Origin of the sequence: Cyclobacterium xiamenense (assembly GCF_042140265.1) — a bacterium.
GTDB classification, from domain to species: Bacteria; Bacteroidota; Bacteroidia; order Cytophagales; family Cyclobacteriaceae; genus Cyclobacterium; species Cyclobacterium xiamenense_A.
The window spans coordinates 2,260,895-2,285,867 of sequence record NZ_CP159481.1 but is presented as its reverse complement, the minus strand read 5'-3'; the positions used below and the strand labels follow the sequence as shown (position 1 = coordinate 2,285,867).

19 protein-coding genes are annotated in these 24,973 nt (G+C 53.3%); 7 read left to right on the top strand and 12 right to left on the bottom strand.

Going from position 1 to position 24,973, the window contains the following annotated elements:
- Positions 1 to 61: 61 nt before the first annotated feature.
- Positions 62 to 2,053 carry a glycoside hydrolase family 127 protein gene (locus ABWH99_RS09780; RefSeq protein ID WP_375586092.1) on the bottom strand — a complete coding sequence of 664 codons (1,992 nt, stop codon included), beginning with the start codon at positions 2,051 to 2,053 and terminating at the stop codon, positions 62 to 64.
- On the opposite strand from ABWH99_RS09780, the gene ABWH99_RS09775 reads away from it, so the two are divergent.
- Both ABWH99_RS09775 and ABWH99_RS09770 read left to right on the top strand, forming a co-directional pair.
- Positions 2,033 to 2,344, top strand: coding sequence for a hypothetical protein (locus ABWH99_RS09775; protein WP_375586091.1), 312 nt, complete (start codon positions 2,033 to 2,035; stop codon positions 2,342 to 2,344). The two genes, ABWH99_RS09780 and ABWH99_RS09775, sit on opposite strands and share 21 nt — an antisense overlap.
- Before the next feature lie 379 nt (positions 2,345 to 2,723).
- Positions 2,724 to 3,056 carry a YegP family protein gene (locus tag ABWH99_RS09770; protein WP_375586563.1) on the top strand — a complete coding sequence of 111 codons (333 nt, stop codon included), beginning with the start codon at positions 2,724 to 2,726 and terminating at the stop codon, positions 3,054 to 3,056.
- A 157-nt stretch (positions 3,057 to 3,213) separates the two neighbouring features.
- On the opposite strand, the gene ABWH99_RS09765 is transcribed toward ABWH99_RS09770, so the two are convergent.
- Together ABWH99_RS09765 and ABWH99_RS09760 are read right to left on the bottom strand one after the other, a co-directional pair.
- Positions 3,214 to 4,617: a hypothetical protein gene (locus ABWH99_RS09765; protein ID WP_375586090.1), complete on the bottom strand. Its 1,404-nt coding sequence runs from the start codon at positions 4,615 to 4,617 to the stop codon at positions 3,214 to 3,216.
- 199 nt (positions 4,618 to 4,816) lie between these two features.
- Complete coding sequence (locus ABWH99_RS09760; RefSeq protein WP_375586089.1) at positions 4,817 to 6,463, bottom strand: arylsulfatase; 1,647 nt, start codon at positions 6,461 to 6,463, stop codon at positions 4,817 to 4,819.
- 281 nt (positions 6,464 to 6,744) lie between these two features.
- Here ABWH99_RS09760 and ABWH99_RS09755 point away from each other — a divergent pair, with 281 nt between their 5' ends.
- Entirely contained in the window at positions 6,745 to 7,707 is a 963-nt protein-coding gene (locus ABWH99_RS09755) for a Na/Pi cotransporter family protein (protein ID WP_375586088.1), read from the top strand.
- A 58-nt stretch (positions 7,708 to 7,765) separates the two neighbouring features.
- On the opposite strand, the gene ABWH99_RS09750 is transcribed toward ABWH99_RS09755, so the two are convergent.
- Entirely contained in the window at positions 7,766 to 9,181 is a 1,416-nt protein-coding gene (locus ABWH99_RS09750) for a sulfatase (RefSeq protein ID WP_375586087.1), read from the bottom strand.
- 176 nt (positions 9,182 to 9,357) lie between these two features.
- Positions 9,358 to 9,555, bottom strand: a complete 198-nt coding sequence (locus ABWH99_RS09745) for a hypothetical protein (RefSeq protein ID WP_375586086.1) — start codon at positions 9,553 to 9,555, stop codon at positions 9,358 to 9,360.
- Between the two features lie 381 nt (positions 9,556 to 9,936).
- Between ABWH99_RS09745 and ABWH99_RS09740 the strand changes: the two genes are divergently transcribed.
- Together ABWH99_RS09740 and ABWH99_RS09735 are read left to right on the top strand one after the other, a co-directional pair.
- Complete coding sequence (locus ABWH99_RS09740; protein WP_375586085.1) at positions 9,937 to 13,152, top strand: discoidin domain-containing protein; 3,216 nt, start codon at positions 9,937 to 9,939, stop codon at positions 13,150 to 13,152.
- On the top strand, positions 13,104 to 13,607 hold the full coding sequence (locus ABWH99_RS09735) for a T9SS type A sorting domain-containing protein (RefSeq protein WP_375586084.1): 504 nt from the start codon (positions 13,104 to 13,106) through the stop codon (positions 13,605 to 13,607). Before ABWH99_RS09740 ends, ABWH99_RS09735 begins: the two co-directional genes overlap by 49 nt.
- 263 nt (positions 13,608 to 13,870) lie before the next feature.
- Here the strand turns inward: ABWH99_RS09735 and ABWH99_RS09730 are convergent, their stop codons facing one another.
- The 3 genes from ABWH99_RS09730 to ABWH99_RS09720 all read right to left on the bottom strand — a co-directional run bounded on the left by ABWH99_RS09730 (position 13,871) and on the right by ABWH99_RS09720 (position 16,832).
- On the bottom strand, positions 13,871 to 14,542 hold the full coding sequence (locus tag ABWH99_RS09730) for a phosphonatase-like hydrolase (RefSeq protein ID WP_375586083.1): 672 nt from the start codon (positions 14,540 to 14,542) through the stop codon (positions 13,871 to 13,873).
- Positions 14,543 to 14,691: 149 nt separating this feature from the next.
- Positions 14,692 to 15,399, bottom strand: a complete 708-nt coding sequence (locus tag ABWH99_RS09725) for a hypothetical protein (protein ID WP_375586082.1) — start codon at positions 15,397 to 15,399, stop codon at positions 14,692 to 14,694.
- A 260-nt stretch (positions 15,400 to 15,659) separates the two neighbouring features.
- Positions 15,660 to 16,832 carry a lipase family protein gene (locus ABWH99_RS09720; RefSeq protein WP_375586081.1) on the bottom strand — a complete coding sequence of 391 codons (1,173 nt, stop codon included), beginning with the start codon at positions 16,830 to 16,832 and terminating at the stop codon, positions 15,660 to 15,662.
- A 219-nt stretch (positions 16,833 to 17,051) separates the two neighbouring features.
- On the opposite strand from ABWH99_RS09720, the gene ABWH99_RS09715 reads away from it, so the two are divergent.
- Complete coding sequence (locus tag ABWH99_RS09715; protein WP_375586080.1) at positions 17,052 to 19,781, top strand: hypothetical protein; 2,730 nt, start codon at positions 17,052 to 17,054, stop codon at positions 19,779 to 19,781.
- Between the two features lie 331 nt (positions 19,782 to 20,112).
- On the opposite strand, the gene ABWH99_RS09710 is transcribed toward ABWH99_RS09715, so the two are convergent.
- The 3 genes from ABWH99_RS09710 to ABWH99_RS09700 form a co-directional block, all read right to left on the bottom strand.
- Positions 20,113 to 21,321 (bottom strand): flavin monoamine oxidase family protein, encoded by a 1,209-nt coding sequence (locus ABWH99_RS09710; RefSeq protein ID WP_375586079.1) that lies wholly within the window; start codon positions 21,319 to 21,321, stop codon positions 20,113 to 20,115.
- Between the two features lie 57 nt (positions 21,322 to 21,378).
- Positions 21,379 to 21,921 (bottom strand): porin family protein, encoded by a 543-nt coding sequence (locus ABWH99_RS09705; protein WP_375586078.1) that lies wholly within the window; start codon positions 21,919 to 21,921, stop codon positions 21,379 to 21,381.
- A gap of 144 nt (positions 21,922 to 22,065) precedes the next feature.
- Positions 22,066 to 22,638, bottom strand: a complete 573-nt coding sequence (locus tag ABWH99_RS09700) for a Crp/Fnr family transcriptional regulator (protein WP_375586077.1) — start codon at positions 22,636 to 22,638, stop codon at positions 22,066 to 22,068.
- Between the two features lie 437 nt (positions 22,639 to 23,075).
- Between ABWH99_RS09700 and ABWH99_RS09695 the strand changes: the two genes are divergently transcribed.
- Positions 23,076 to 24,341, top strand: a complete 1,266-nt coding sequence (locus ABWH99_RS09695) for an aminotransferase class V-fold PLP-dependent enzyme (RefSeq protein ID WP_375586076.1) — start codon at positions 23,076 to 23,078, stop codon at positions 24,339 to 24,341.
- A 247-nt stretch (positions 24,342 to 24,588) separates the two neighbouring features.
- Here the strand turns inward: ABWH99_RS09695 and ABWH99_RS09690 are convergent, their stop codons facing one another.
- Entirely contained in the window at positions 24,589 to 24,972 is a 384-nt protein-coding gene (locus ABWH99_RS09690; RefSeq protein WP_375586075.1) for a hypothetical protein, read from the bottom strand.
- Between the last annotated feature and the right edge of the window lies 1 nt (position 24,973).

Here is a 24,973-nt window from a genome sequence, read left to right as displayed (position 1 = left end):
CCCATAGGCATGCGGGGAACGGGCAAACCGTGGCATTCCCCTCAGGTCGGATGGACCTCGATTAATCCGAACCTGCCCATACCTGCATCTTCCCATTTTTTCGGTTGGCCCATCGGTGGTAGGGCACAAAGGTCAGGTCGAGGGATTCGTTTTTGGCATTCGTAGCGCGGGCTGTAATGGCGACTACTCCTTCGAGCAGGTTGCTCTCAAACCCGTTTTCCAGTTTTTTGTAATGAATTTGATACCTTTCCCTGTCCTGAAAATACTCCGGATTATCCACCTCTTCCATGCAATATACCAACGGACCCCGCACCAAGGCTACCTTGCCCCTGGTGTCTTCAATTTCCGGACGACCCACGACCGCTCTCGCCTCCATGGGGAAAGAAAGGGTGATTCGATCCCCCGGCTGCCAGGCACGCTCGATGAGCAGGTATCCGTTGGAAAGGATTGGATCTTCTAAAGGTACGCCGTTCAAAGCGATTGAAGGAATTGAAGCCGCAGAATCCATTTTATCAGCAAAGGTATACAAGTCGCTGCCGGGAAGGAAGTCTCCCCTGCTCCATCCGGGAATACGGATATGTATGGAAAAAAAACTCTTTTCTTTCGGATTCACCAAAAGCGATACGTTTCCCGCCCAGGGAAAACCGGATTCCATCTGAAGCGAAACCGGTTGGTCCTTCACCAGCAGGTGGGCCTCGTTTCCAATAAACTGGTGAATATAAATGCCCTGTTCGTCCTTCGCATAGACCAAACCGCCTATTGCTGGAAGAAAGCGCACCATATTGCTGGGACAACAGGCCGGATTAAACCAGGGCCTTCGTTGGTACTCTCCGTCGGATTCCAGTAAGTTTCGATAAAAAAACCGGTCCCCTTCCATCGATACGCTGGAAATGGCGGCGTTGTACATCAGGTATTCCACGAGGTCGGCATACTTGCTCTGTCCGAATAGCAAGCCCATTCGATTGTTCCATAGCGTAAATCCAATACCCGAACAGGTTTCGCTGTAAGCAGAAGCATTGGGTAATGTATAGGGGCTGCCAAAGCCTTCGTCCCGAAATTCATGGGTGCCAATTCCTGCCGTTACGTACATTTTTTTGGTGACGATATCCGACCATAAGGAATCCAGGGCAGGCAGGTACCGGCCTGTCCTGGATTCCATTTCCAGGTCTGCCATGGCCGAATACATGTACACCGCCCGCACGCCATGTCCCCTGGCACGGTATTGCTGGTCCACCGGCAAATGGTCCTGCCGGTAAAAGGGATGCCTCCATCGTAAGGGCGTATTTGCAAAAGGATCGACTTTGGGAGGTACCGTATCTATACGTTGCGGATTTCCCCGCTCGTCCAGAAAAAAGGCGGCGAGCCGGAGGTATTTTTCCTCTGCGGTGGTTTGGTAAAGCCGGTACAAGGCCAATTCAATCTCCTGGTGACCCGGTACCTCCTGCCGCTTGTTGCCCGGACCAAAAATGGAATCGATATGGTCCGCAAACCGGATCGCCACATCCAATAGCTTCCGTTTTCCGGTCGCTTCCTGGTAGGCAACCGCAGCCTCAAAAAGGTGCCCGGCACAATACAATTCGTGGTCCCGGTTGATATCGGTCCATCTTCTCGTCCGGTCACCGGCAATATGAGGTGTAAACAAGTATCCATCGGGCAATTGGGCGGCGGCGATCGTGTCGATCAGTTGATCGGTAAATTCTTCCAGTTCAGCGTCCGATTCGTGATGAAGCGCATGGGCCACACCTTGAATTAGTTTATACACGTCCGAGTCGCTGGCCATCATTTGATTGTGCTGCCCCTGGCGCATGCCCGCCGCAATTGCGAAGTTGGCCAGGGAAGATTCGGCTTCGCTGAAGACAGAACGCAGGCCGTTCACCCTGCTCCGGTGGATTTTTGGACCCCAAAAATCATCAACGATGCGGACATCCCGGTAAGAAACAGCCTCCAGGTAGGCGGGTTGATCCGAAGCGAGTTGGTCGGAGCCGGGCTGCTCGGTACAGGCAGTACCAATCGTTGCCGCCAGGAGAATCCAATGGTAGAAATTTTTAGGCATTATACGGTCTTTTTGTTTTTTTGCACTCCTGATAGCCAGGGAAGAGGGACCATCGGTTTCGTCCGCTGCCAGCGAGAACGGACAGGCCGCCCCAGTTCCTACCTGTTACCGGCAAATTCACCCATGATTCTGGGTGGAGAAGGTGTCTGGATGCAGGTGCATCTTTCCGAACACAATCAGCCGGTGTCCGATTTACAGCAGCTGGCACTACCGGAAGGACTACCCAGAGGCCTCTTCAAACAGGCGGGGAAAGATAGGTACATTGGCTTGGAAAGGCATCCTTCATCTTGACCAAAATGCATGCTATCTTACCCTTTCTGTACCACACTTGCTTTGTAATGCCTCCTCACCGGGGCTGTCCGATAGCCGGTTTACCGTACAGGCCCCGGTATTCGGAACACGCTCTACCTGTACCCCAACAAATATCCTCCCTGGTCGCACCTATTCTACCCATGAATGCGTCGTGCTGTCGGCAGCAATTTTGCGCGGGTATTTAGCCATTTCGCCCATCCACAACCCCGACGCGCTGTGCCCATTCGGTGTCTTTTTGGAGCAGGAAGGCGGCCTTTTCGGGAGGAGAAAAAAATAAGAAAACTCCATACGTTTTTTCCCGGGAACGGCACCGATATAAAAGGAATTTTTTATATTGATTTCGAATCCAACGTAACAAATTATGGGAAAATTTGAAGTTTATACCGACAAGGGTGACAAGTACAGATTCCGATTGAAGGCGTCCAATGGTCAGCCCATTCTGGCTAGTCAGGGTTATGCCTCAAAAGCCAGCTGTATGAAGGGCATCGAATCCGTTAAAAAGAATGCCGGTGACGATGCCAAGTTTTTACGACTAACTGCAAAAGACGGAAGCCCTTATTTTGATTTGATCGCCGAAAACAAACAAGTCATCGGCACCAGTCAAATGTACAGCTCCAAAGAGTCCATGGAAAATGGCATCGCTTCGGTCAAGAAGAATGCCCCCTCCGCTCCAATTGAGGAACTGTCGTAAGGCAGTGTTGATCGAAAGTGAAGGCCACCCCTGCGTGGCCTTACTTCCCCCCATACCCATTCCGGCAAAAAAATCAAACCCCCACGACTTTCCAGCAGTCTGCGCTTCCCAGGCAGAGGAACGGTATTGGTTTCCTATGAAATACACGAGTCGAAGGTTACGATGCGAGTAAGTTGGCTCGGGAAATGGACGCTGAATTCAGACGTTTTGCCTGCAGGCTAACATACAAGGCAGAAGCCAAAAAAACGAAATGAACAAACAATACCCGAACCAGTAGATCAGGCAGACCCTGGAATCGGAATGCCCCCTCGATGAAAATATCCGAAAACAGACTGACAAATGCCACTACAACGGTAGACCAGATCAATAACTGAAATAGGGAATAGATTACCTCTTCTTTCCGGCTACTGACAGCTACCAGGTAGGCAACGAGCAATGTAGATAGAAACACGACGGATACCTGGATCCAGGCGGAAACTTCCACTTCAGGAGAGGGCCGAAGATCGCGCATGTAGTCGATGGCGGTATGGCAGAAGGTCAGTGTAATCCCCACTTGCCAGGCCCAGGCACTTCGATAAAGAGCGATCACCACAAACACCAATCCGTAAAATGCGTAGGAATCAAATACCTGAAGGAAGTGTAGCAATACCCCCCCGTTACCATCCGGATAAAGGGTATCCATGATTGTGTCAACGAGCCAGGGAAATACGTAATAGACCAGCGCCACGAGGATACCGGACAGCAACCATTCGAAACCCGGAGAAACAGTTTTCGGTGCCTCGATATCCGGGTCTCCGATCTCTTTTCTTGACTTCCAGGCGGCGTATCCCAGGCCCGCTCCAAACAAAAAACCAAAAGAAAACTCCATCATCTTCCACCAGCTCTTAAACAGCACTTCAGGAAGGAGACTTCCGAGGAATATCCACAAGCCGCCTAGACCAAATCCAAGGCCTCCCGCGATCAGTCCGTAACTGCTAAATCGAGCAACCAACTTGAAAAGCGGCTTTTCGATCGTGAATCTCAGGTAGCCAATCAGCGCAAGTGCACCCAGCAACAAGCCTGCCCAGGATTCCGATCGGGGTTTATTTACCGGATCAGAGAAATAAATCAATTGGGGTGTATTGATCAGCCCAATTCCCAGGACCAGCCCAACGATCAACAGCACGAGCGAAAGGACGACCGTAGATTTTTTCAGCTGATGATGAATAAGGCCCAGACCGAGCAATGCACCGCCACCCAGGCCCCAGACCGCGCCCTTAACGGTTGTTCCCATGCATCCCCACCACAGCGTATCGGGATCACGCAAAAACCCAAGGGTCTGACCATAGGTCATTTCTCCGCCGAGGCCTATGCCTACCACCCCAAAAACAACGACCATCGAAAGGAAGGAAGGCCTCAGGCGCAGCAAAATTCCAATGGCAAGGGCGACCATCGCTCCGGGTATCATGGCTCCAAAAGGCCCTCCCCCGATATAGCCACGCAAGCCCCAGCCCAAAAGCATGGCAACTCCCGGAAAGAACAGGAACAGGGAAAGAGTGGCTTTGGATGGTTGTTTTTGCATAAGACCCAAATGATTTTCTACAATACTATTAAATTTCAAACCAAACACGATCAAAATCATCATTTTTTTCCGCCTGTTTGGTTTCACCGGCCAGAACTCAGGTTGCGTCAACCATTTCCCTGGCAAAAAAACGAGCCCTGCACCGAGCTGGCTGCCAATCGGGAAGGGCTATTTCTACCTGTCAAATAGCAGCCCTGCCTCAGCGATTCCGCCAATCCACAACCCCGACTCGCTGGGCCCATTCGGTGTATTTTTGGAGCAGGGAGGCAGTAATTTCGGGGTGTACTTTCGCCAGATCACGCGTTTCCGTTCGGTCAGCTTCCATGTCGTACAATTCCCATGCTGCTTCCGGTCCTTTGGTCGCTACCAGCTTCCACTTCCCCTCCCGAAAACCCCGGTTTCCTTCGTGTTCCCAGCCAATGGGCACATGAACAAAGGATTGGTTTTGAAAAACCGGAACCAGACTTTGCCCCTCCATGGGTTGGATGGTCTCGCCCCGGTACGCCTCCGGATAGCTGGCCCCCGTTACTTCTACAATAGTAGGCATGATATCGATGATGTGTCCCAGTTGCCGGGAAATCCGGGAAGGATTTCGGATCCCCTCCGGCCAGAACGCAATCAAGGGGGTGGCAATGCCTCCTTCGTGCACGTAATGTTTGTACAGGCGAAAGGGCGTATTGCTGACCTGGGCCCACTCCGCCGAATAACTCATGTAGGTGGCCTCCGGACCCGGCATGACCTGTACGTCGTTTCCCCGGAGCAAGGGAGCACCGCCTCGCTGAAAAGCGGGAAAATGAAGAGAACGGGGCCAGCGATCCGTCAACACCTCGTGGCAGCCGCCGTTGTCCTGCAAAAATAGGATCAAGGTATGCTCCAACTGCCCCGTTTCCTCCAGGGCCCGGATAATCTTGCCGATCCCCTGATCCATCCGATCCACCATGGCCGCATATACTTCCATACAGGCAGCCCACCAGGCTTTGTTCGCTGCAGATTCCCAGGATGCGATTTCCGAACCGCGTGGGCTGAGTGTCCAGTCGGCAGGAATGATGCCCGTTTTTAGCATGCGTTCCATCCGTTCCTCCCGGAGCCGGTCCCAACCCGCATCGTACCTGCCTTTGTATTTGGCGATGTCTTCGGGTAGGGCATGCAGGGGCCAATGGGGGGCCGTGTAGGCTATGTATCCAAAGAAAGGCGCATCCTCGCTTGCAGATGCCCCCAGGGTCCGAATCTGCCTGGCGGCATGATCGCTGATGGCGTCCGTATAATAAAAGTTTTCCCCCGGAGATACCGGCGTGTTGTTTTGGGTAAGCGTGGCGGGGTCGTAATAGCTGCCAGCACCGTGAATGGTACCAAAAAAGGTGTCAAATCCTCGCTGCAGGGGCCAATTTTCCTTGGACAAATAGATCTTCTGCTCGGGGGTCAACCAGGTTCGCCAGCCGTCCACATGCTTGGTCAAATGCCACTTACCGGACATAAAGGTGCGGTAACCGCTGGCCTTTACCGTTTCCGCGATGGTGACGCATTGCCGGTTAAGGTCTCCCCGGTAGGAAGCAACGCCCCGGTCGTTGGTCATGCCGCCCATCCCTGCCTGATGGGGATACAGCCCAGTGAGTAGGGAAGCCCGGGTGGGACAACACCTGGCCGCATTGTAAAACTGAGTGAATTTGATCCCCCCTTCTGCCAATCGATCCAGGTTAGGTGTCTCGATTTCTCCTCCAAAGCTTCCCATGTCCGAATAGCCCATGTCGTCCGCCATGATCAGGAGAACATTGGGTCGCTGCTGGGCAGCAAGCGAGTGATAGGCAAACACGGCAGCAATAAGGGGAATAAAACGGAAAAATGTCACGGCAATTTGGTTGGAGTATACATTGAGTCTATATGCTTAAATTTATTGGATTTTTTTGGTTAAATACCATGCCACAGGGAATTAATCGTCGCAAAACCGGATTTTCTGCCAGCCAGGACTCGTTGCCAAGCCGGGCAATCGACCTCGGTTTACGATAGGACGTATCCGGGTCTGTTCTCAAAAAGCCCCACTATCAAGAAAACTTCATCGTTTGATAATACTGCCGGCGGCATAAAGGATCAACCATTCCTTATTTTTACAGTCCGCATTGTTCACTTCAAATGGTTGCTATTCTATTATCCTTGGTCGCTGGTCTGGTCTTGTTCCTGTTTGCCGTGGGGAGTTTGTCCAGAACCATTCAACGAAGCCTGGGGGACAAGTCAGCGTACTTGATTCGACGGTACACCTCCACCATTTTCAGTGGTATTCTGGTCGGTACCGGAATAACAGCACTTTTGGGATCCTCGTCGGCGGTTATCATCATCGCCATTGTGTTAGTGAACGCAAAGGTTCTACCTTTCAGGCATGCAATGGGCCTGGTACTAGGTGCAAATATCGGAACCACCGTCAGCAGTCAACTAATCGCATTGGATGTGGGTAAGTACTCCCCGCTGCTGTTACTGATTGGGTTTCTTCTACTTTTTCTGTCCAAATCGGAACAAGTCCGTAACAGCGGCAAAATCATTTTTTTCTTTGGCCTGTTGTTTTTCGGCCTGCTCACCATGGAAACAGCGGTGGCTCCGCTCAAGGAAGAAGCATTCTTTTTTGACTGGATGAAAAAAACGGAAAATCCACTTCGCGGCAGCCTTACGGGGGCGCTGGTTACCCTGCTTGTCCAATCCTCATCGGCTACCGTGGGCATGGCGATTGTTCTGGCCAAACAGGAACTGCTAAGTATGACCGGGGGATTGGCCATTATGCTGGGAGCGGAATTGGGTACCTGCAGCGATACCCTGATCGCAACCATTCGGGGAAATGCTGCGGCCCTAAAGACAGGATTATTTCATGTCACCTTCAACCTAATGAGCCTACTGCTGGGTTTGCTGTTTTTCCTCCCGTTTGTAAACCTGGTAAAAATCCTCAGTATGGATGCACCGATCGAACGTACAATTGCCAACGGACACCTGCTGTTTAACCTACTTGGGGTAGCGTTTTTTGCCTGGACCATTCCCGTCTTTGAACGGGTGCTAAACCGGCTGCTTCCCGACCAGCCCTTAATTGATACCGGTGTCTCCCGCGGCTAGGTAAATGGTTGCTGCAAAGGGGAGGCAATTGGAAACCTAACTTGGCGGCCAAACTGTTTTACAGGCCTGGAAACCAGAATTCCTCAAATTCTTTCCGAATTCCCTGCAAGGCATCGCGGTAGTCCGGGTCTTCCGTGACATGGGTGGTTTCATAGGGATCCGTCTCCAGGTCCATGAGCCGCTCCTCAAACCCTGCCGCGTCGTAGCGAATGTATTTCATTCCGTCTGCCTGAATCACCGCACGGCTTATTTCTCCTTCGATGCCCAGGCTTTGTCTCCACGCCACCGGGCGCCCCTCAAATAACGGTTGCAGGCTCCTACCCCGGGGATCCGTACCGGCGGACAGGCCGGCATATGCCGATAAGGTGGGCAGGAGGTCCAGGCCCACCGAAACCAGTTGCCGGCTAACCTGTCCGGGAGGGATCCGTCCTTTCCACATGGCCGTTAAGGGTACCTTTACCGATTCCTCGTAAAGCACATTCTTGTGTTCCAGTCGGTGCGAGCCGTCGTTGTCACCGTGGTCGCTGGTAAAGATCACCAGCGTATTTTTCTCTTTTCCGCTTTCGATCAGCGCATCCAGCAGGACCTGTACATGAGTATCGACCATTTCGGTCAGCCGGGCATACGCCCAACGGTGCATGCGCCACTGTTCCTCGCTGTAGTCCCGTCGGGCCCCGGCCCGAAACGAGCGGGGATCCCGATTGAGAAACAGTTCAATGGCTTTTGCTTCGTCTTCCTGGGGCTCAAAATTGGCTGGCAGGGGCGGACAGTAGTTCTCAAAAAACTCCTCCCGGCTGACGCCTGCCGGCAATTCCAGGGCTTTGTCCAGCAAGGCCAATTCCGTTGCAAAATTTCGCTCCAATTGCTGCCGGTAGCTGGAGTCGGCGAAGTCCCGAATGGCCATGAAACAAATATCGTGCGGATTGATTAGGGAAACCACCATAAAAAAGGGTTTTTCCCGGTCCTCCCGGATACGATCGGCAGCCTTTTGCGCCAGTTCTCCCCGCGCATCGTTGGTCAAAACCTGAAAGCCAAGCACTTCGGGCTCCAGGAAAGAAGGCAGGTGTTTTTTGCCTCCGTACACCAACTCATAGCCCGCTTGCTGCAGGTAGTCGGGTAAATTGGCCCGAAAGGCCTCTGGAAGGGAATCGGGAATATTCATGGCTCCCGCGTTGTTGCGCACCAACTGCCCGCTGGAATCGGTAAAAAAGCCGGGGAATCTTCCCGTCAACATACTGACCCGGGAAGGGGAACATACCGGATTGGTGACATAGGCGCGGGTAAAGCGGATGCCGTTTTCAGCAATGTAATCCATGGCCGGTGTACGCAGGTAGGGATTACCCGAACTACTCATCATGGATTCACTCTGCTGGTCCGTAACGATCAATAGGATATTTGGCCGATTCGCCTGTTCCGTACAGGACATTAAAAACAGCAGCAGGGCTGCGACAGCAGAAATGGTTGGGTGTTTCATGGAGGTACCGGTGTAATCAGCCGCATAAAACAAAATTTACGGAACATTTACAACTACTCCAAAAAAAAGCAATGACTGTAGTCAGCGGTCATTGCAACGCGCAAGGGCATTCGATGCAGGGATTCGCTACCAGGCAGTGCTTCCGGAAATTTCCGAGGGCCAGAAGTAAGCGCCCACTATCTGTCGAATGGACGTATTTCCGTGCAAGTATCGAAAGCGTTCGACAGGTAGGACAAGTCTTCCGTCGTCTCCAGGAAAGCGGTTGATTTTTCCGGAAAGCCCAAATCGGTAATCAGAGACCCGATCAGCAGTTGGTATTTCCTGGTAACCGGTTCATTGGCATCGATAACTAAGTCCCCGTTTTCTTTCGGCATCGTTAATTTTTCAAAGGCAGATGCACGCGCTTCGAGCTTTTTTAGGGCTGTGTCCGGCCCATACAACGGCTCGCAACGTTGGCATGTGCTTCTTTCATTACCACCACTTCCAACGTGTAACCGACAATTACCTGCGGCGGTTTACGGGTATTTCCAAGCCATTGCCTTCAACCAGGTAGCTGGCAGCCGGGGGCATTCAACCGGTCTTCACCCTGCCGCACCTATCCAAAAAAAACCAGCAGCCAATACCCGGCAAGCCCAGCGTCCAGACAGCAGCCTTCCGGCCCACAAAAACGAACCCAAATACCCTCTCCCTTCGGATAGCTCGCCGATGTCGATATTATTCTAAAGTCCATTTTTATGTGTTTCAAATGCTTTTTTATGATTTTTTATTCCGTTTTCCTTCTTTTTCCCGCAATTATCCCTATCTTTCATGCACAATCCAACCAACCCATCTGCATGTACCGTATTTACCTACTGCTTTGCCCTTTGCTAGTTTGGGCAACGGCTTCCATTGCCTTATCCGGAGAGCCCAAACTTACCCAGGTGACTGGCACCGCCACTGCCAGTTCCTCTGCCGCCAATTTCCCCGCCCAAAACGTACTGGACGGTGACCTCAATACCTCCTGGCTATCCGCCAATCCCTTTCCAAACGGATATTTCAGCAATCAGGAACAAAATATCCTGCTGGGACTGCCCCTCAGCAGTCCGGCAGGCACCGACCTCAGCCGCGCCACCGATGGAAAACTGGGTACCTACAGCCCCCAGATTCCCTTGGTCAATGGTTGGGCGGGGGCGGAATTTCTCTTTTCCGAGCCAAAAATGCTGCACCTGCTTGGCCTTCGGCTCGGCGGTCTGCAAGCGGATGTTGTAGTGGAAATCTGGGATGAAGCGGGAGCCCTGACCACCTTTTTGTACACCCCCCAGCAAAACAACGCGACCATCCGCCTGACACCAAACATCGAGAATACGGTCAAAATCAGCCTGTCCAGCACCGCGCCCTTTTTCATCTACGAACTGGCAGCCCTGGACCAATCCGCGGTTGAATACCTCACCATCGAACTCGAACAGGCGGAATGGATCAAAGAGATCCACAGCAAGCATTGGGCGGGCTGGGGCAATGCATCGGCTACGGCGTTATTGCTGGGCACGCACCCCGACAGTCTGGTACAGGTAGCCAGCCTCAACCCCGCTGAACTTTCCATGATCATCACCGAATTGCCGCAGGCCATAAAAGCCCGTTACATCCGGATTGCGCATACCCTGGTGCCTGAAAACTACAAAAAAGTATCGGTCTTCGAACTGGAAGTTTATAGCGAGCCCGCACCCGAGCCACCGCCTTCCCGTACCTGGGACCCTCATGCAGGGCTGTACCCTTCCCTCTCCTCCGAAGCAGGGGTACTTCCAAGCTCCACCGCTCCCGGTGAGCAAAATCAAGCGGAGCGGGTACTGGACAATGACTTTTCCACGGCCTGGGTATCGAGTAATCCCCTACCCGACGGGTACGTTTCCAACCCCCGACAAAACCGATTGCTCGGCAGAAACGGGGAGGCTTCAAACGGTGTGCCCGTGGACCGAGCCACGGATGGCTCGCTGGGAAACAGCACCCCGGACATACAGCCGGCCGAAGGGGAAAGCCTCGCCTGGTATCGGCTTGTCCTTCCCGCAATGCCGATCCATCGCCTGGGCCTACGCCTTGCAAGCAATTTTACCGAGACGGTAAGCATACGCCTCAGCCGTTCGGACGGCTCTGAAATCTCCCGTACCTATGCAGTGGGCAGTAGCGGCCACCAGCGCTTTATCATCGAATCGGATCAGGTGGTTGAGATTTTTCTAAGCTCGCCGGCAGCCTTTCGTATTCAGGAGATCGCCGCCTACAGCGAGCCACTCACGGAATATCTGACCCTGGACCTGGGCGAGACCAAACCCGTGTCCTGGATCCGGTCCCGGCATTGGAACGGTCGCGGCACGGCACGCGCCGCCCGGCTTTTGCTGGGGAATTCCCTGGACAGTCTGGTGGCCGTGACCGATCTGGATCCAAATCTGCTGGATTTCCAAACCATTCAGTTGCCCCGGCCGGTACCGGCGCGCTACGTGCGTGTGGAAGTGACGCTGGCCGATGAGAATTACAAAAAAGCTTCCATTCAGGAAATCACGGTTTACGACGAATACGGCGTGTACGGACCGGCCCCTGCAGCCAGGCCGCAGGATCGCAGTTTTGGGGAGCTTTTTGGCCTGAACACCGTCTGGGCCTGGGGAACCAAAAAGGTACCCAACCTCCAGGGACCCGACGAGGGAGCCCAGAAATTTATCCGGGCTGCTTCTCAGGCACGAAATTACCACAACATTCACTGGGATACACCCGACCCGGACCAGATTCCCAGCTACGACCCGGATAACCTGCAGGTACACCTGAAATGGACGCAGTGGGAACAAGAATATTCGGATTGGAAAAGAAAAGGATTTACGGTGGACGCCACCTATACGTTTGACCGCTTCCGGGAATCCGATTGGGATCGCCCTTACGAGTCTGCCGAAGCCCTGGGACAAGCCTTTGCCGGGACTTTTGGGCCAGGCAATCTCAACCTGATTCGCTCGGCAGAGATCGGCAACGAACCCTGGGATTACAGCGATACCACCTATCGCCGCATTTTGGAAGGCATGGCAAAGGGCATGAAATCCGCTGATCCGGACCTGATCGTACTGCCTGCAGCCTTGCAAGCCTCCAACCCCGAGGCCGGGAATTCGGGCATTAGCAAAAATTACATGGGCTACAAACTGTCCGAGGACGCCGCTCCCTACCTGGATGGCATCAACCTGCACCTGTACAGTTACATCCGAAACGAACAGGGCGTCCGGCTGGCCGTGCATCCCGAGCACCCCGCCTCCGAAATGCGGGCGCTCTTTGCAGGGCTGCGATTCCGGGACCATAATTTACCGGGAAAAGAAGTGCATGTTACGGAATGGGGCTGGGACGCATCCAGCGCCAACGAAACCGCTTCCAATAGCGAAGCCGTATCGGCCATTTCCCAGGCAGTTTATGCCGTACGAGGACTGCTCTGGCTCAGCCGAATGGGAGTGGATCGGGCCCATTGGTACTTCTACGCCAACGTGGACCTGGAAAGCAACGATTCCGAACGAAACTACGACCGCTCCGGCCTTACCGACTCGCGCAATTTCAATTTTCAGGAAAAACGGTCTTTTGTGGCTGCCGAGGCGGTTCAGAACAATCTGGCAAACCTGCGCTTTCAGGAGGTGCTGAAGGAAGACGAGGACGCCTACATCTACCTGCTCCGCAACGAAGCCGGAGAAGACAGCCATTTGGTCGCCTGGAGGCCGGTAACCGGAGACGATACCCTGGCCATTAACACACCTTTCCCGCATGCGCTCCCGGCACAGGATGCCCGGTACCTTTCCGGATTGGATCCCCGGGGGAAGCCGTCACCGTTGCCTACGAAAACGGGGCCCTTCAGCTGCCCCTTTCCTCCAAGCCCCTGCTGGTTTCCCTGTCACCCTCTTCCGAAGCTACCCTCCGGGTCGGCCAGGAAGTGCAACTGCTTTCCGAAGAGGATGCAGGAAAAATCAAGCTTACGCTGAAAACCGGAACTCCCCTGGAGAACGTAGAAAGCATCGAATTGACCCAAGCCATGCAGCCGGCAGATGCATCCCCAATCTGGGAAGCCAGCGGTGAGGGGACCTGGCAGACCTATCTGGAACACCTTCCTCCGGGTAGCTACACCACGGCAGCCATGCTGCACGGAAAGGACGGGGCTTTGTTGCAAACCAATGCGGTAACCTTTGAGGTCAATAGCCACTTTTCCCTGCAGCCCAATCCCTCCAGGGGTTGGGTCAGCCTTCGGACAAAGCGCCCTTTTCCAGAACCCAGCCAGCTGTCCATTTTATCCGTGGACGGACAGGTTCTGGAAACCCATGTGTTGCCCACCGCGGAAACCATACTGCTGCTGAACCTCCATCACCTGAATACCGGAATGTATGTATTCAAATTGGAAAACAGCAGCATGGTAGATCGGCTGCGGTTTTTGAAGGAATAGCGCTTTCCAAACGGGAAAAGCTGCCGCTGCCGGAAAATCGAACGCAAATCCCTGCGGACACCATGGAGCATTACCGGATACGGTTGACTTTTCTCCGCTAGGTGCTGAAAAAAACTTCCGGAACAGGCGGCACGGGTCTGCCGGCTACGGCTGCGAAGGGCCTTTGGGTAGTGTGCCCGGTTATTCCCAGGGCTGCGCCCGTTTCGACAGTCTAACGTGTATTTCCTCAGGCTTTTGGGACGAAACCCAGAATGGCTTTCAGCTCAAGTAATGAGTCGATCACAGCATCCGGTGAGGCCTCGGCGAAGCTGCGCCGCCGTCTGCGCTCCGGTGGTGACCCCGAGCCTCAATCCGCATCCGGCGGCCTTTCCTTCGGCAATATCCACCATGGAATCGCCTACTTTGGCTACCTTGGATGCCTCAGAAATGCCACAGCGCTCCATGGCTACCAGGATCATGTCCGGAGCGGGCCGACTGTTTTCCACGTCGTCTGCAGTGACCAGGACATCGAAGGTCTCTCCCTCCTGCCAGTGTAGTTTTTCTAAAAGGGAGCGAGCCGTCTGTTCGTTGTAGCCGGTATTCAAGGCTACCTTCACGCCATTCGCTCGCAAAAACGCGAACAATTCCTCGGTTCCGGGGTAGGTGGAAACCTCCAGCACCGCATAGGCCTCTTTGAGTAGCTGCAGAAAATCGGCAAAGGCAATCCGGGCATTTGCTTCCAAATCCGCTGCCGTCGGGTAGGCATCCTTCATGATATCGCGCACCGCCTGTAGCTTTTCTTTCCCTCCTCCGTGCAACAGCACCTGTTCCAGCGAGTAGCGGTGGCCCAGTTTGTTAATTGCCTGTTGGAGGGATTTGTAGACGACATTGTTTTCGTTTACGGTGGTTCCGGCCATATCAAAAACAACCAGGTCGATGGTGGGGTGTCGATCCATTTATTCGATGGGTTGGTGGTGAAAATAAATTACTAGCGGGGGCTTTTTTTTACACAAAAACCCCCAGGCGAAGCGTTCCGGCCGCGTTCCTCGCCTCCCTTCGGGAGCGATCCGGCGAAAGGCTTTCCCAGGGCCAGCTTGCAGGCAATTTAGTCGCTAGCTAGCAACTTGCCAATGCTTTCCCCGATTTCCTGAATCGTTACTAGTACGGCCTGATTTTTTATTCGATTTGCCGCTTCGCTGTCGTTCAGTTCCGCTTCCAGTCGTTTCGACTGGAACTCTTTGGTGACGATGGTGGTAAACGGGATCAGCCCGGTCCGTACATCCAGCACGACGAGTTGCGTGGTGGCAAAAGCTTTGATATCCGATTTTGAAAACAGTTTATAATTGGCATACAGGTCGCTGGTAATGGTATAGACTACCACGAGATCGGATTGTGTGCGGACGGCAGCCTCCCGAATACTGGTAAAGGTAGGGCGATCCGAGACCAACAATTCAGGCAATTGAGCGACCCGGGTTACCCGGTCCGATCGAAGAAATGCAGCGCTCAGGGAGTCCACATACGCCTGTTGGGATTTGAGGTATTCTTCGCTGTTCCAATAGTAAGTGCTCCGGCCGGAACCTGGTTCGAGCTTTACCAGTGCAACCCGCAGGTTTTTTGGCAGGGAAAAACTCCCGTCAAGAATTCTACGGATGTTTTCTTCCGAAATCGTCGAGGAAGCATCGTCAAATAACGACTGGGTAATGCTCGGCTCGGGGGTATAGGTCGGTAGTCCCTGACTGCCCGATCCCATTGGTCTGCTGGTCGTACAGGAAACCGCTGCAAGGAGCAGCAACAAGTAGCATACATGCTTCATGGTATACGTTTCTATTCTTTTTCATCCGGGGCCGGACAATTGATCCAGGTCGCTGCGAATTTCCCGAATGTAACGGGATTTCCGAAAATTTACGAGAAGTTTCGTCAAAAAAATTACCCCTACCTCAGGGGAGAAGCGCGGCGGCACCACCCCTGCTAGATGAGAGCCGTCGCCCGGCACGCCACCCAAAAACCGCTGGATTTTCCCGATACCCCCGGGGGCGAGCGCCGGTAGGCGCAAGTTTCCGTAGCTGCCTACCGCTACAGCCGACTGGCTAAAAATAAATACGGAACAATCAGGTGATGGGTCCAAACCTCGGTGCTAGAAGGGGTATTCGGATACCGATCCCAATACGCTTGATCGGGTACCAAAACAATTGTTCGTCCCGTTCGCACGTAATGGTTGCTTTCGTAGTATTCCGGCAGTTGAATGTCCGGAAGCTGCTTTTTTACTGCCACCGAAACCTTCTCCCCCAAATACTTTTGGTAGTTTTTCTGGGCTTTCAGACTGGGTTTGCTCAATTTGTTATACAAATGTTTCAGCACCAGGTTTTTTGGGAATTTCTGTTTTTTTACAACCTGATCGGCCTGGCTAAAGGGATTTACTTCGGTAAAATCATTAATTGTCTGCAGAGAAAACGGTACATCCGGCACCCAATCGGCGGTATTTACCACATTAAAGGCCCAACCACCGTCCGTCATTTTTTCGTATTCGTAGGCAAAAAACAGGTTACCGGGTTTGGGACCCGCGCTGCAATAGGTTTTGAATTGAATGTCTGCCGGGAGGCGGTTGTTCTTTTGCAGGGTACGCAGGTATGCAGTCAGCAGGTACGTGATGCCTCCACCCTGGCTGTGGCCGGTAAGGATAAAATCCTTCACTCCGGCCTGGTAACTGGAATCGATTTTTGATTCAATCGTTTCCGTTAGATGGGCCATGGCCAGCAGCCAGCCCACGTGTACGGCGGCCTTGGGACTTTCCGCGAGCGCGTAAGGAAATTTCGTTGTTTTTCCCCATTCGATTTCCCCTTTTGCCGGGATCATCGCCGCATAAAAATTAGCCAACCAACTGGCCTCCGTTGCAATGCTCCCCCGAACGGATAGCACCGCGATCGGCTGTGTTTTGTGAAACCACAGATCCCAGCGATTGTCAAAGGCCAGTTCGGGTGATCGATAGCTAAATGCATACTTCTCGGGCATGGTGACCAGGCTGTCCGTCGCCCACTTTTCCAGGGGAAGGTGGGTCTTTTTATTGATTTTCAGCAATTCCACGTACTCCTCTTTGTCAAAATGTGGCTGCAAGACCTGGGTGTAGGCGGTGGTGGAAAGCAGGCAGAACAAAAACAATAGTCGGGTAAGCACGATGCAGTCGTTGGTACCCGTCCAAGATACAACAAAACAGTCGTTGTCCCAAGGATACAAAAGTCCCCTACCCATTTTTTACCCGATAGGATGAAATAGTAGTTCCTACCCTAGAGCCTACCCTATCCCAATCCCGGCCCTTTGCATCGGATCCTGTTGGGAACTCCGCCGTTTTTTCACGCATCGAACGTATTTTTAACGAAAAAACCCAGGATATTATCCACTACACCTGTACATTGGGCCACAAATAGTACCTTCGTTTTCAATCAAACGGACAAAACAGATTTTCATTCCATGCGAAGCACCTCTTATTCCCAGGCCCCTCTCTTTCTCATTGCCGCCCTTGGACTACTGCTGGCCCTCGGAGGCCTCCAATCCAGCCTGGCACAAACCGGAGACGATACCACCGTGTACCACAACGGAGGAAATCGGGTGCATGTAGTGGATTGCATCCGGTTTCAGCGACTTGGAAGTGCTGCACAAGCGTCCATGCAACCCATGACGCTGGCAGCGGCGCGAGCCCGGGGACTTGCCCTTTGTTCGCGGTGTCCGGCAGATACGGCCTCCCGGCAGCAGACCGACCTTCCCCGGTCTTGGGTAAGCCCGGCGCCTGCAACGGTACCCACCCATGCGTTCGAACCCAGTCCGCTGCAGCCCCTGGTGGCTCCGGGCCCGGACGGAAAACTTGTTTACCGGCCTTACAGCGATCGGGGTGACCGGCTACTCGATTGGTCCCAAACCGGGTACCGACAAAGCAATGTTCCCATTCCCCTGGTCCCGATCCGGAAGACCATCCGCCCTTCCCAGGGAGAGATCCTTCCGGACGGCTCCATGGCCTATCCCAAAGGACCCGATAGTTGGGCAGAAATTCAAGACGCCCTGCAGGCCGTCGGAAACCTTAAGCCCGATAGCCTGGGCATAAAAGGCGCCGTCCTGTTGAGCGCCGGTACCTACTACATACATGCAAGCCTGCAGGTCCCCTCCGGTGTGGTCCTTCGCGGGGAAGGCTCCTCGGAAAACGGTACCCGACTGATCTTTCGTACGGAGCAGGGAGGCGGAAACGCCATTGCGATCGGTGAAGGAAAAATCAAGCAGTTTCCGGAAAATGCCGTTCGCATCACGGACGACTATGTACCATCCGGCAGCTACGAGCTGTCCGTAACGGACGCCAGCTCCTTTGCAGCGGGTGACTTTGTATACGTCCGGAAAACCGTCAATCAACAATGGATAGACGAACTTGGCATGGGGGAACGGCTGCGTCACATTCGCGGTGGAGCAGAAGGAGCCAAGAAAAAACCCTGGAAGCCGGAGTCCTTCCAATTTATGCACCTGCGGCAAATCGAAGCCGTGCTGGGCAACACCCTTCGCCTTCGGGTCATGCTGCCTCAATCTATCGCAAAAGAACATGGCGGCGGAGAGGTATTCCCGGCGGATCTGGGTTCGCTGGCCACCCACTGCGGAGTGGAGTCCCTGATGATCGTATCCAATTACGACACCCGGGTGGAAGATACCGGCAAATCGGCAAATTTTATGAATTTCAGAACGGCCGTGTCCATCAGCAATGCCCGGGACAGCTGGGTTCGGAACGTTCGGGTCAAACACCTGCAATTTGCGGCAGTTGCCCTGGGAAAAGGCTCGCAACAGGTGACCGTTCGCGATTGCGCCTACCTGGAACCCGTCGGTCCGAATCGGGGTGGATTCCGGTACGCCTTTGTGATGGGCGGCGGAACCGGCCACCTGGTATACAAGTGTTATTCAGAAGATGCCCGCCATGATTTTGCGGGAGGTGCCCGGACCATGGGACCCTTCGCCTTTGTACAGTCCACCGCGGTCCGGGGCCAGCAATCCGAGCCCCATCATCGATGGGGTACGGGCTTTCTGTACGACAACATTACCAGCAAAGACGGAAGCATTGCGGCGATCAATCGCGGGGATTCCGGCACCGGGCACGGATGGTCGGCCGCCAACACGGTGATTTGGAACAGCGATGCACCCAGTATCGTCGTTTTCGATCCCGAAACCGTTGGAGAAAACAACTTCGCCATTGGCTACACCGGAGATAAGAAAGAGGGCTTCGATGCCAATGGCGTCCGGTACGCCAACACCCGTTCCGGCTACTGGGACACGCATCAGCAGGGGAAATTCTATGGATACGCATTGATGGGCAGCGGCTATATCGAAAGTCCGGACGGGCCCGTTAGCCCCCAAAGCCTCTTTGTGCAGCAGCTTATCGATCGTATCGGGCGGCAGCAGGCTATGCGTGTACTTGACGATGCACCGGAAACGGAGCCCCGGGTTCTTTTTGAAGACCCGATGACGGGAGACTGGCAGGAAAATTGGTTTTTGGACGGAAAACATGCCCGCCTGCGCTCATCGGAGGAGGGTTTGTTTTTCTCCGGAGGGACCGTGACCAAAGAAGAAGATTCCCTGGCCTACCATGCCCACCACGCGGTACTCTGGACCAAAAAGGAGTTTGAAGGCGATCTTACCATCAGTTACGAGATGCGCCGCATCGACGAAAGCGACTACGGTACCACCCTGTTGTACATTCAGGCGCAGGGCATCGGAACCGCACCCTATCTGAAAGATATCTCCACCTGGAATCACCTTCGGGAGGTTCCCGACATGAGCATTTACTTTACCTACATGGACTTGCTCAGCCTGAGTTTTCGCGAAAACCTCCGCAACAGGCGCTACCCCTGGCGGGACGAGGAGCTGAACTGGTATCCCGGCAGGGGCCTGATCGAACCCATGGTCGACTACGGCGAAATTCTTCCCGGAAAAGCCTACCTGGTGCGTGTAGAAAAGCGAGCCGGCTCCCTACGGCTCCGTTTGGTTGAAAAAGACAGTGGCCGCTGCATGATCGATCATACCTGGAACACCGATGCCATCGCCGAGGGCATTGCCCCCAAACGCATTCAAAAAGGTCGCATCGGCTTGCGCCACATGGCTACCCGGCAATTTGTCTACCGCAATTTCAAGGTGGAAAGCTACGAAACCCAACTGACCGCAACTAGTAAGTAGTTGGCAACCGTGCCAGCAGGGTACGGTGGTACGGCAGGTATCGGAAACCCGGATACCCGTCGCAACAAAAATCCAGGTTACCCGGATACGGGGTATGCCGTACGATAGGGATTTCCTTCCAGGACAAAGCGGCGCAGCCGAAGGAAGTGATTGCCCTGGCCAAAAAAAAACGCCAAAAAACCGGTAGACCTGCTTCCCCGGGAATCAAAGGCAGTTGTACATTCAGGGCTGCCCCGTCGGTCCTCCACTTTCCTGCCTTTCACGGAAAGCTTCGCACCGGTCCCCAGGAGGGGTAAAACCCGCGCCGCCGGCAAACCTCCGTTGCGGCAGGTTACGCTCCTTCCATCATGCGGGCCACGGTGGCTTGCGCCGATTCGCAGGCCCCATGCACCGTCGCCTGGTGGTCGAGTGAAAGTGCTTCCCCGGCAAAAAAGATCTTATTCCCTAGGGGTTTTTCTATTTCCCCGACAATACGTCTGCGATTTCCGTCAAAAGTATAGGAATACGCCCCTTGGATATAGGCTTCCCCGGACCAGTTCTGCAGCAGGTGCTTTACATAATTGGCCGATGCTTTTCCCTCGAATATCTCGTCCAGCTCGCCTAGCACCTTCTCGATGATCGCAGCCTCACTTTTCAATTGGGTGTAGGCCTGCGCCATTTCGTTGATCGCAAACAGGCCCAAAATATGCCGGTCCGACTCTTTCCGGAAAGCGGCATCGTAGAGGATTTTGTTTTCCTCACGCATGGCCCGAGACAGCTTATCAAAGACCAGAATATCCGGATAAAATCGTTCCCTGAATTCGATAAATAGCTTCATTCCCTCGCCCATGTACACCCGGTTGATGGCCTTCGTTTTGGCAAGGGGCAAGGCGGGCACAAAGGCAATTTGTTGCTGCTGAAGGGTCTTGATCGAGCTGGTGAGGAGCACCTTGTCTGCCTCGTAGTGCTCGCCGGCCTGCGTTGTCACGCGCACTTTTTTGCTTTCATAGTTGATTTCGGAAACCGGTGCACGAAGTGCCAGCCGATCGGAAATCGTTGGCACGATGAATTGCTCAAAAAAGTCAAACCAGGTCGTGCTGGCAAATTTCCATTCCCGGTAAAAATTCCGGACGAAATTGTGGGAGTTGAGTTTTCCCGCATGCCAGCTTTTGATGGTTTGGGGATGGTAATCCATGATTTCGACCGGGGTAGGCGCATTGGGATCGTTGCGAATGGCCGACAGTACCCTCGGGTGGGTATGAATCCACTCCGCCCCCAAATCCAGGGGGAAATCGGCAAAATCATCGGCTTTTTTTAGCCGCCCGCCGTAGACCGGGGCCGCTTCCATCAGCTGAAAATCTACGCCGTACTGCTGGAGCAAATACCCTGCGGAAAGACCCGCAGCACCCGCTCCGATGACGATGATTTTACCCCGGAAATTCGTTTTAAATTCCGGTAAGCGCAATCTTTCTCGCCCGAAGGCAGGCAGCAGTAATGACGAAAATAAGGGAAGAGCGGCACCCATGCGCAGGCTCTTTTCCATAAACTCTTTTCGTGTCATTTTCTCTTGGTTTTGACGGGTAACCGGGCCAGGCAGTAATGCTGGCAGGCCGGTCGCCTAAAACAGTCGGTGAGCAATACCCAGGTAGACGACGTTGTTTCGCAAATCCCTGTCCGCAACCACCGGGGTCAACCCCTGGCAATAGCGTATTCCTATGTACCAATCCTCCGTCCATTCGTATCCCAATCCGGCATTTACTGAGAAATCAATCGTTTCCACATTTTCCAGCTGCAGATGATCGGGTACGGACTTGCTGGTAGTAAGGGTAAGGAAGCCCAGTTGTGGACCCAATTCCGTATAAAACTTCCCCTCCGTCCATTTCAACATCAGCGGTACGTTGATGTAAGAAATTTTGTACCGCCCGTTTTCCTGCGATTGCTCCCCTTGCAGGGACCAAATCATTTCGGGCTGTAGTTTCAGCACCTTTGAGACCTTGAATGCGGCGTAGGCACCCAGCGAATAACCGACTTTTCGGTCACTTTCCGGAAGGGCGTCGGTGCCCCATAATTCGGCAAAATTCACACCTGCCTTGATCCCGTACTGTGCCTCCCCCTTACCCCCGGTTTCCTGCGCGGGTACCGGCACAGCGTGCAGAAGCATCAGGCACACAGCGCCGGTTACCAAGAAAGGAAATCGTTTGAATGGATTCGGGGCGGGCAATCGTTGGAGATAACGCAAGGGACTCAGTTTTTTTTGTAAAATACGTCAATAAACGCGACAGGACATTTGACATGGATCACAAAATCACCGGGACCGCAGGCGACTCAGCGTTTCCCGGGAGATACCCAGATAGGAAGCGATGTAGGTGAGCGGTACGCGCTGAAACACCTCCGGTTGATGGGTCAACAGGGCACGAAACTTATCCGCTGCTGATTTCATGTGTAGGTCAAAAAATTTGTCTTCCATAAAAAGCGCGTATTCCAGAATGGTTTCATTCACAAATCGCAATACTTCCAGGTTTTCCGCCATCAGGCAACGAAGTCCGGGCAGGTCTATGGCGATCAAGATGCTGTCTTCCAACAGTTCGATGTTTTCCCGGGAGGGAAGCTCGTGGAAACATCGTAGCGAACCGATGACTTCCTTTTCGAAAGCAAACCAGGTGTGCACCTCTGTGCCGTTTTGCAGGTAAAAACTTCGGGAGGCTCCCTTGCCTATCCAATAGAATTTGTTGCACACCTCTCTTTCCCGAACCAGCAGCTGCTTTTTGGATACGGTCACCTCTGTTAACAGGGGATACAGCTGGGCAAGGGCCCTTTCCGATAGCTTCGGCTCAAAATCCGCCAAAAAATCTGCAAGGTGGGGTGTCTTTTCTGTCATAGCATACATCGTTTGAAGGCAGGCTGCCAGTCGAACAGGCCGAACAGGTTCCACCTTCCCAAGGCTAGCGGCTACCCCGCTGTCCGCGGTTGCCGGGCTTTTCTGCCGATCGGCCCGACCATTTGCCGTAACAAGCTACGGAAAAAACTGCTATCTGCGAAAAAGCAAAAAATCTCCTCCGCTTTCTAGCTGCGGCATGCAATGAAAAAGAACCGACACTACCCCCATTAAGGGGCCGAATACGCCTTTGCCGGAAATCCGCTGTGCCTTCCTTCGGGCAGCTCTGCCCAGCGGTGAGAAGGAAAGCACACCCCCGCTGCTGAGAGGACTGCGAGCGAGGCCACCGGTTCATGAACGGCATCCCGCACCTACCGTACGTAGCATACCCCTTTTATTTTCGCTTTGTTTTTTTTACTTTCCGCAAAACGTTTTTACCGATGAAAAAAAGATCCTTCCTGAAAAATCTTCTGGCCCTGGGTGTTACGGCCAGCCCCGGCGTTCATTCCTTTGGCAAGGCCCTGTCCCGGTTTGAGCACATCCCCCCGGCGCAACTTGCCTCCAACGAAGACTTCTGGGCTGGAATTCGGGCCGGTTACAAACTCAAACCCGACTACATCAACCTGGAAAATGGCTTTTATTGCTTTGTACCGCAGGAAACCCTTGAAAATCTGATCGGGCATGTGCGGGAGGTAAATTACCAGGGATCCTGGTACATGCGGAACGAACGCAAGGCAAACAAAGCGGCCACCACGGCCCGACTGGCGGAATTAGGGGGCTGCAGCCCCGAGGAAGTGGTGATCACCCGAAATGCCACCGAGTCCCTGGATTTGATCATCACCGGCATTCATTGGAAGGAAGGAGACGAAGCCGTCATGGCCGAGCAGGACTATGGCGCCATGTTAAATCAGTTTAAACTGGCCGCCAAACGATACGGGGTGGTAAACAAGGTGGTATCTGTTCCCAACCTGCCCCAATCCGACGAAGAAATCGTAGACCTGTATGCGGCTGCCATTACGCCCAGGACAAGACTGCTGATGATCTCGCACATGATCAACATCACCGGGCAAATCTTGCCCGTACGGAAAATTTGTGACATGGCCCATAGCAAAGGGGTGCAGGTGTTGGTGGATGGAGCCCATGCCTTTGGCCATTTTCAATTCAACCTACCCGAGCTCCACTGCGACTATTACGGGTCCAGCCTGCACAAATGGCTGAGTACACCGCTGGGTGCCGGCCTGCTCTACGTAAAAAAGGGAAATGCGCAACACGTATGGCCGCTGCTTGCCGAAGGGGAGCGAGACCCCAACGACATTCAGCGCCTGAACCATATCGGTACCTACCCGGCCTATACCGATCTGGCCATCAACGATGCCATCAACTACCACCATGCCATCGGAGGAAAACGAAAAGAAGAACGGCTCCGGTATTTGCAAACGTACTGGACCAGCAAGGTCCGGGAGATCCCCGGAGTACGGGTCAATACGCCCGCCGATCCGGCACGGTACTGCGGTATTGGTAACGTCGGCATAGAAGGAATGAAGCCTGCAGATTTTGCAAAAACCCTGATGGAGCAGTACAAGATTTTCACGGTACCGATCGACGGATCCAATGTGCACGGCTGCCGGATCAGCCCCAACCTCTACACCACCCTGGAGGAGCTGGATGTGCTGGTAAAAGCCTGTACCGAACTGGCCCGGGCCTGAGCGCCACACTAAAAAAAGGGCGCTAGGACAGACAAGAAATGGGAAAGGAGGGTTCCACATTAGGCCGTAGGTGTTGCCGGATCCCTAAAAAAAGAAAACATTTGATTTGGGCGACTGTATATGCGGCAAGGAACAGGGGTGTCATCGGGTAGCGGCGCCGAAATCTACGCTCTGTTCTTTTCTTGATTCTGATTTTTTTAAGTAACACCCAAACGGCTATTGGTTTTATATAATGGAACACTCTTTTTTACTCGATTCTCCGGCCCTTCCATGGCTGTATCAAATTTCGATTCCTACTATAGGTAAGTCCCTCTATCCTATTGCCATCGATTAATTTTATAAAGTGATAGTAGGTACTTGACTGATCGTTCGTCGTAAATGCCAGGAAAACAGAATCAAATTTTTCGTTTACCAATCCATCTTCAAGGCTACTTTCATAAAAAGTACCTTTTAATGATGTCCCCGAGATTTCAGTGATTACTAAATATTGAATAAAAGGCTCAGAATCAGGGCTGGGCCGCAAATCAACCTCCCAGGTACCCAGGATGTTCGGTAGATTTTCCACACTTTGTGCATGAAGGGTGATCAGGCTGAAAGCTGTCAATACAACGGTAACAAATAGATTTTTCATA

What these genes read in the sequence shown, in the direction of transcription:
- ABWH99_RS09690 (WP_375586075.1), bottom strand. Translation starts at nt 24,972, where the DNA reads ATGAAAAATCTATTTGTTACCGTTGTATTGACAGCTTTCAGCCTGATC.
- ABWH99_RS09700 (WP_375586077.1), bottom strand. Translation starts at nt 22,638, where the DNA reads ATGACAGAAAAGACACCCCACCTTGCAGATTTTTTGGCGGATTTTGAG.
- ABWH99_RS09740 (WP_375586085.1), top strand. Translation starts at nt 9,937, where the DNA reads ATGATTTTTTATTCCGTTTTCCTTCTTTTTCCCGCAATTATCCCTATC.
- ABWH99_RS09755 (WP_375586088.1), top strand. Translation starts at nt 6,745, where the DNA reads ATGGTTGCTATTCTATTATCCTTGGTCGCTGGTCTGGTCTTGTTCCTG.
- ABWH99_RS09775 (WP_375586091.1), top strand. Translation starts at nt 2,033, where the DNA reads ATGGTAGAAATTTTTAGGCATTATACGGTCTTTTTGTTTTTTTGCACT.
- ABWH99_RS09720 (WP_375586081.1), bottom strand. Translation starts at nt 16,832, where the DNA reads ATGGGTAGGGGACTTTTGTATCCTTGGGACAACGACTGTTTTGTTGTA.
- ABWH99_RS09715 (WP_375586080.1), top strand. Translation starts at nt 17,052, where the DNA reads ATGCGAAGCACCTCTTATTCCCAGGCCCCTCTCTTTCTCATTGCCGCC.
- ABWH99_RS09695 (WP_375586076.1), top strand. Translation starts at nt 23,076, where the DNA reads ATGAAAAAAAGATCCTTCCTGAAAAATCTTCTGGCCCTGGGTGTTACG.
- ABWH99_RS09705 (WP_375586078.1), bottom strand. Translation starts at nt 21,921, where the DNA reads ATGCTTCTGCACGCTGTGCCGGTACCCGCGCAGGAAACCGGGGGTAAG.
- ABWH99_RS09750 (WP_375586087.1), bottom strand. Translation starts at nt 9,181, where the DNA reads ATGAAACACCCAACCATTTCTGCTGTCGCAGCCCTGCTGCTGTTTTTA.
- ABWH99_RS09745 (WP_375586086.1), bottom strand. Translation starts at nt 9,555, where the DNA reads ATGCCGAAAGAAAACGGGGACTTAGTTATCGATGCCAATGAACCGGTT.
- ABWH99_RS09780 (WP_375586092.1), bottom strand. Translation starts at nt 2,053, where the DNA reads ATGCCTAAAAATTTCTACCATTGGATTCTCCTGGCGGCAACGATTGGT.
- ABWH99_RS09725 (WP_375586082.1), bottom strand. Translation starts at nt 15,399, where the DNA reads ATGAAGCATGTATGCTACTTGTTGCTGCTCCTTGCAGCGGTTTCCTGT.
- ABWH99_RS09710 (WP_375586079.1), bottom strand. Translation starts at nt 21,321, where the DNA reads ATGACACGAAAAGAGTTTATGGAAAAGAGCCTGCGCATGGGTGCCGCT.
- ABWH99_RS09730 (WP_375586083.1), bottom strand. Translation starts at nt 14,542, where the DNA reads ATGGATCGACACCCCACCATCGACCTGGTTGTTTTTGATATGGCCGGA.
- ABWH99_RS09765 (WP_375586090.1), bottom strand. Translation starts at nt 4,617, where the DNA reads ATGCAAAAACAACCATCCAAAGCCACTCTTTCCCTGTTCCTGTTCTTT.